The organism is Glycomyces buryatensis (assembly GCF_004912275.1).
GTDB classification, from domain to species: domain Bacteria; phylum Actinomycetota; class Actinomycetes; order Mycobacteriales; family Micromonosporaceae; genus Glycomyces; species Glycomyces buryatensis.
On sequence record NZ_STGY01000034.1, the window covers coordinates 794 to 6,284 of the forward strand.

The 5,491-nt window shown below is 66.8% G+C and carries 4 protein-coding genes; 2 read left to right on the forward strand and 2 right to left on the reverse strand.

Annotated features, from left to right (window positions below; all coding sequences use genetic code 11):
• Nucleotides 1–216: 216 nt before the first annotated feature.
• Together mqnP and FAB82_RS08885 are read right to left on the reverse strand one after the other, a co-directional pair.
• Nucleotides 217–1,101 (reverse strand): menaquinone biosynthesis prenyltransferase MqnP, encoded by an 885-nt coding sequence (gene mqnP / locus FAB82_RS08880; RefSeq protein ID WP_136534191.1) that lies wholly within the window; start codon nucleotides 1,099–1,101, stop codon nucleotides 217–219.
• Nucleotides 1,094–2,554 carry a menaquinone biosynthesis decarboxylase gene (locus FAB82_RS08885; protein WP_136534193.1) on the reverse strand — a complete coding sequence of 487 codons (1,461 nt, stop codon included), beginning with the start codon at nucleotides 2,552–2,554 and terminating at the stop codon, nucleotides 1,094–1,096. Before FAB82_RS08885 ends, mqnP begins: the two co-directional genes overlap by 8 nt.
• 281 nt (nucleotides 2,555–2,835) lie before the next feature.
• Here FAB82_RS08885 and FAB82_RS08890 point away from each other — a divergent pair, with 281 nt between their 5' ends.
• Both FAB82_RS08890 and FAB82_RS08895 read left to right on the forward strand, forming a co-directional pair.
• Nucleotides 2,836–4,452 (forward strand): MFS transporter, encoded by a 1,617-nt coding sequence (locus FAB82_RS08890; protein ID WP_211116475.1) that lies wholly within the window; start codon nucleotides 2,836–2,838, stop codon nucleotides 4,450–4,452.
• Nucleotides 4,453–4,467: 15 nt separating this feature from the next.
• Nucleotides 4,468–5,145 (forward strand): TetR/AcrR family transcriptional regulator, encoded by a 678-nt coding sequence (locus FAB82_RS08895; protein ID WP_136534192.1) that lies wholly within the window; start codon nucleotides 4,468–4,470, stop codon nucleotides 5,143–5,145.
• Nucleotides 5,146–5,491 lie beyond the last annotated feature (346 nt).

A 5,491-nucleotide genomic window follows, 5' to 3' on the forward strand; every position in this document is an offset into this window, starting at 1 on the left:
GCCGGCCCGACCTCGGCAATGCACCCGGGACCGGTTCCTTCACCACTCCTTCGTTGACTGCTTGAACCGCAAGAGCGATGCCACCGGGGCCCGGAGGCGCACCCTGGACCGCGCCGCCACCGCTCTCCGTCGCTGATCGCCTTGCATGAACCGTAGTTACATGAAATTAAACAGCGTTGCCGTTGCCGTTGCCGTTGCCGTTGCCGCTGCCGCTGCTCAGCGCAGGAGCAGGTCGACCAATGCGGCGATGAACAGGGCCAGGGCCACGAAGCCGTTGGCAGTGAAGAAGGCCCGGCCGACCTTCGACAAATCATTCGGTTTCACGATGGTGTGCTCATAGACCAGTGCCGCGGCGACGATGGCCAGGCCGATCCAATAGACGAGGCCGTATCCGGTCAGCGCGCCGAACCAGGCGAACAGCAGCCAGGCGACGGCATGGGTGACCGATGACGCGTGCAGCGCCGCCTTGACGCCCCACCGCGCGGGGGTGGAGTGGACGCCGATCTCGCGGTCGACCTCCACGTCCTGGCAGGCGTAGATCAGGTCGAAGCCGCCGATCCACAGCCCAACGGCCGCACCGAGAACGATCGCCGGGCCCGAGCCCTCGAATGAACCGGTGACGGCCAGCCAGGCGCCGACGGGGGCGACCATCTGAGCCAGGCCGAGGACCGCGTGCGGGTAGTTCGTGAAGCGCTTCGCGTAGGGATAGATGATCAGCGGGGCGACGGCGAGCGGGCTCAGCGCCAGGCACAGCCAGTTGAGCAGGCCGGCCGCGACGAGCAGGACGACCAGGCTGACCGCGCATCCGATGTAGGCGGTCTTCAGGCTGACCTTGCCGGTCACGAGTTCCCGCTGCGCGGTGCGCGGGTTCTGCGCGTCGATCTGGCGGTCGATGATCCGGTTGGCGGCCATGGCGAGGGTGCGGGCCGCGACCATGGCGACGGTGACGAGGAGCAGCACCCACCAGCTGAAGGCGTCCTCCAGCCGCATGACGGTGAGGGTCGACAGGTACGCGAAGGGCAGTGCGAACACCGAGTGCTCGAAGGCGACCAGCTTCAGGAAGTCCTTGACCGGGTTGGGTCTGGGGGCAATCTCAGTCAAGCTTGTACTCTTTCCAGCGTCTGTCCACGGTGGCCTTCACCGCCGAGCTCATGCTCATCGGTTCGGGCCAGCCGCGCGTGTAGCCCTCCTCGGGCCACTTCGCGGTCGCGTCGATGCCCATCTTCCCGCCCCAGAACTGGTGGTAGGAAGCATGATCGAGGTGGTCGACCGGGCCCTCGGTCACGGTCACGTCGCGCCCGTAGTCGGTGTTCCCGAACGCCCGCCACGCCACCTCGCGGTAGTCGTGGACGTCGCAGTCGGCGTCGACCACGATGATGAGCTTGGTCAGGCTCATCAATTGCAGCCCCCAGATCGCGCTCATGACCTTCTGCGCCTGCTTCGGGAACTTCTTGTCGATCGAGACGATGACGCAGTTGTGGAAGCCCCCGGCCTCGGGCATGTCGTAGTCGACGACCTCGGGGATCATGATCCGCACCAGCGGCAGGAAGATCCGCTCGGTCGCCTTGCCCAGCCCGAGGTCCTCCTGGGGCGGGGCCGAGGTGACGATGGTGTGGTAGATCGGGTTCTCGCGCATGGTGATCGCCTCGATGTGCATCACCGGGAACGGCTCGACCGGAGTGTAGAAGCCGGTGTGGTCGCCGAAGGGCCCCTCGTCCATCCGTTCGCCGGGCTCGGCCCAGCCTTCGAGGACGATCTGCGAGGTCGCCGGGACCTGGAGCGGCACGGTCAGGCAGTCGACCATCTCGACGCGCTCGCCGCGCAGGAACCCTGCGAAGAGATATTCGTCGATGTCCGGCGGCAGGGGTGCGGTCGCGGCGTAGGCCATGACGGGATCCGGCCCGATCGCGACGGCCACCGGCAGACGCTCGCCGCGCCGCTCGGCCTCGGCGTAGTGGCCGGTCGAGTTCTTGTGGATCTGCCAGTGCAGACCGATGGTCTTCTCGTCGTGCTGCTGGAGCCGGTAGAGGCCGACGTTGCGCTTGCCGGTCTCCGGGTGTTTGGTGTGCGTCAACCCGAAGTTGTGGAAGACGCCGCCGTCGCCGGGCCATACCTGCAGTCCCGGAAGCCGATTGAGGTCGACCTCGTCGCCGCGCAGCACCACCTCTTGGCAGGGTGCCTTGCGGATCTTCTTGGGGGGCACGGATTTCAGCTGCATGAGCTTGCCGAGTCCGTCGCGGATGCCGGCCCAGCCGACCGGGAGTTCGGGCTTGGCGAGCTCGCCGATGCGCTTCCCGATCTCGTCCAGCGACTCGACGCCGAGGGCCTTGGCCATGCGGCGCTCGGTACCGAACAGGTTGATCGCGACGGGCATGTCCGCGCCGGAGGGGTTCTCGAACAGGAGCGCCGGCCCGCCCTCCCGGATCACCCGCTGGGTGATCTCGGAGATCTCGAGGTTGGGATCGACCTCGACGGTCACGCGTTTGAGGTCGTCGTCCGCCTCGAGCGCGGCGAGGAACGACTGGAGGTCTTCGTACGGGAACTTTGCAGCCACGTCGCCCATTCAACCACTCCATGGATCGCCGCGGTTCGCGGAAAGACCGGGTGTGGTTCGGATCCGGCCGACTCGACCTCGAATTGTCATACTCGGGCGCTACCGTTTCCTGTGACGTACATTACGATACGGTACCGTATCGTTTCGGAATGGCTTAGGCTCGAATTCAACACCACCGCGGTCCGCGGAGTAGAGCCCTCGGCGAGCTCCCCGCGAACAGCGAGATTTGAACACCACAACACCTCAACACCGCGAATCCACAGACAGAAACGGAAACCCCAGTGAGCGAAACCCGTTCCGAACCAGAGATCGTCCCCGGGGGTCAGTCGCCCGCCGAGGACAAGGGCCACCCGAGGCGGTGGGCGATCCTCAGCGTGCTGGTCGTCAGCCTCATCGTGGTCGTCCTGGACAACACCGTCCTCAACGTCGCCATGAAGACCCTCGCCGCCCCCGCACCCGAGGGCGTCGGCGCCAGCCAGAGCGACCTGGCCTGGATGATCAACTCCTACACGCTCGTCTTCGCCGGCTTCCTCTTCGCCTTCGGCGTCATCGGCGACAGGGTCGGACGCAAGCGCATGCTCCTGGGCGGCCTCGTCATCTTCGGCGTCGCCTCCCTGCTGTCGGCCTACGCCTCCACCCCCGACCAGCTCATCTGGTACCGGGCCCTCATGGGCTTCGGCGCGGCGGCCATGATGCCCTCCACGCTCTCCATGCTGCGAGACGTCTTCTCCGCCAAGGACTTCCCCAAGGCCCTCGGCATCTGGACCGGCGCGGTCGGCATCGGCGGCGCCATCGGCCCGATCGTCGGCGGCGCGCTGCTGGAGAACTTCTGGTGGGGCTCGGTCTTCCTGATCAACGTCCCCATCGTCGCCTTCGGCATCGTCGCCATCCTCATCCTCGCCCCCGAATCCAAGGGACGCCAGGCCAGGCCCGACCTGGTCGGCATGCTCCTGTCCGTCATCGGACTGGTCAGCCTCACCTACGGCATCATCGAAGCCGGCGACCGAGGCACCTGGGGCGACATCGAGGTCTGGGGCACCATCGGCTTCGGCGTACTCGTCATGATCGGCTTCGTGCTGTGGGAGCGAAGCGTCTCCTACGCCTCGCTCGACATGAAGCTGTTCAAGAACAGCCGCTTCTCGGCCTCCTCGGCCATCATCGCGCTGACCTTCTTCGGCATGATGGGCCTGTTCTTCTTCATGACGTTCTACATCCAGATCGTCCGCGGCTACTCCCCGCTCGAAACCGGCCTGCTGTTCCTGCCGATGGGCGCCGCCATGCTCATCTTCGCGCCCGCCTCGAACGCGATGGTCCAGCGCTTCGGCGCCAAGGCCGTCGGCATCGTCGCGATGCTCCTGGTCATCTCGAACTTCCTGATCTCGGCGCTCGTGCTGGACATCGACACCTCGGTGTGGGTCCTGATCGCCCAGTTCGCCATCACCGGCATCGGCATGTCGAACCTCATGCCCCCGGCGATGAATACGCTCATGTCCTCGGTCCCCAAGGAGCAGGCCGGAGTCGGCTCGGCGCTGGCCAACACCCTGCGCCAGGTCGGCGGCGCCCTCGGCGTCGCGGTCCTCGGCACCGTCATGGCCCAGGCCTACCGGTCCGAGATCAGCGACGCGGCCCCGCAGCTGCCCGAGGCCGCCCGGTCGGACATCTCCACCACCTACGGCGCGCTCGAATCCGGAGCGGTCCCGCCGGAGGCGGCCGCAGCGGTCTCGCAGGCGGCGAACGAGTCGTTCCTCACCGCCCTGCACACCACGGCGTACGCCGCGATCGCCGTGGCGATCGTGGGGATCATCGTGATCGCCGCGTTCTTCCCCGGCAAGGCGCGCAAGGAAACCCAGGCCCCTGAGAGCGAACGGGCAACCGAACCGGCTCTCAGCGAAGTCTAAGAGATAATCGATCCCATGCAACCCGAGCTCAGCGACACAGGACGACCCGCTGTACCAGCCGTACCCGCGGATCCTGCCGTCCCCGAATCCGGGTTCGCTGCGCGGGCGACCCACACCAAGGGCCGCCCGCGCAGCCAAGCGGTGAGCCGCTCGATCATCGATGCGGCGCTCGACCTCATCGCCGAGCGGGGGACGATCAAGGACGTCAGCATGGAGGCCGTGGCCGAGCGCTCCGGCGTCTCCAAGGCCACCATCTACCGGCGCTGGTCCTCCAAGGAGGAGCTCGTCGCCGAGGCCGTCGAATCCATGAAGGCGCCCATCGACTACGACCTCCCGCACACCTCGGTCCGCGACGACCTACTGATCATCGCCCGCCGGATGCGCAAGCAGTTCAGCCCGCGTGAGAACGCCGTGATGACCTGCCTCGCATTGGAACTGAGGACCAATCCGGAACTGCGGAAGTTCCACGACGAGTTCCACGGGCGCCGGAGGGAACTGGTCAAGAACGTACTGCGGCTCGGCATCGAACGCGGCGAACTGCGGGACGACCTCGACCTCGATCTGACGACGGTCATGATCGTCGCCCCGATCGTGTCCGTCCAGGTCTACGGCCACCACTCGGAGCTACGGGGCCCCGACCTCGCCGAGCGGGTCGTGGACAACCTGTTCCAGGGCCTGCGGCCGCGCGACTGAGCCGGCCGCATCACCGAGGGCGTCGAACCCCCGCGCTCGGCATACCTCGATAAACGGAGAACCGGGCCCCGCCGAATGGCGGGGCCCGGCTTTTTTCACCTGGAAGGAACCAAGTATCGGGTCCGATCCCCACCCGCCGGCCTGCGCGGGCCGGGCGGGCGGGAATCGGGTGGCGGCCGCGGTTCGCACCCTTCGGTGCGCCTCGCTGCCCGTCTGACTAGTTCACCGGCGGGTAGGCGTTCTCCAGCAGCTCCTGGAACTGCTCTTCGGACCAGTGGCCGGAGATCGGCATATTGTCACGGGCCCCGCTCATGTTGTTGCCGTTGCGGATGTTGCCCTCGTAAGC

Coding starts and splice junctions, on each gene's coding strand:
- FAB82_RS08895 (WP_136534192.1), top strand. CDS start 4,468: ATGCAACCCGAGCTCAGCGACACAGGACGACCCGCTGTACCAGCCGTA.